Below are 542 nucleotides of genomic sequence, written 5' to 3'. Positions count from 1 at the left end.
CGTATTCACGTGTGCCTCCTACCGTTTATCCTTGACCGCCCGGTGTCGGGTTGTTCGATTCGGTTGTGGTGTCGTCAATATGTATTCCCATACGCTCGGCCTGTTTTGTGTAGAAACTTTCGAACACGGCAATTGCTCGTGTCCCCATGAGACCAGCCGTCGCAATCAAGATCGCGGCAACCGGCCCGTCGATGTTAAGCCACTCACACGCCCAGAAAGTCATGAGTCCTGCGAAGCCTGCGGTGATCAGATCACGTGCGAGTGTCGCGACTCGGAACTGCTGCGAGTTGTTGAGATACTTAACGGCACCTCCGAACAGCGCGAGTCCGAAAACCCACGCATAGGTGCTGATGCTGTACCCGAAAGGGTCTTTGTCGCCTTGAAACATAATTGGCTCTCCGTAGTCTGGCACTCCTAGTAAACCTATGATAAAATTGGGGCGACTCATGAAATTTGGGTCTAGTAAATAGGATGACCAGCGGAGGATTTATGATAGAAGGCGCAAGAGTTTTGTCCCACCAAAGTGTGCTGCACCACATCGA

Annotated in this window: 1 protein-coding gene; it reads right to left on the bottom strand. The window is 52.0% G+C overall.

Annotation, left to right across the window (positions count from 1 at the left end; all coding sequences use genetic code 11):
• Positions 1-25 precede the first annotated feature (25 nt).
• Complete coding sequence (locus AC1RPR_RS08135; RefSeq protein WP_429609022.1) at positions 26-388, bottom strand: phage holin family protein; 363 nt, start codon at positions 386-388, stop codon at positions 26-28.
• Between the last annotated feature and the right edge of the window lie 154 nt (positions 389-542).

The sequence above is a fragment of the Dellaglioa sp. CoH-57-MRSF-22 genome, from assembly GCF_056781895.1.
Note: the sequence above shows the minus strand (reverse complement) of the source record. Positions and strands in the feature narration are given on the sequence as shown.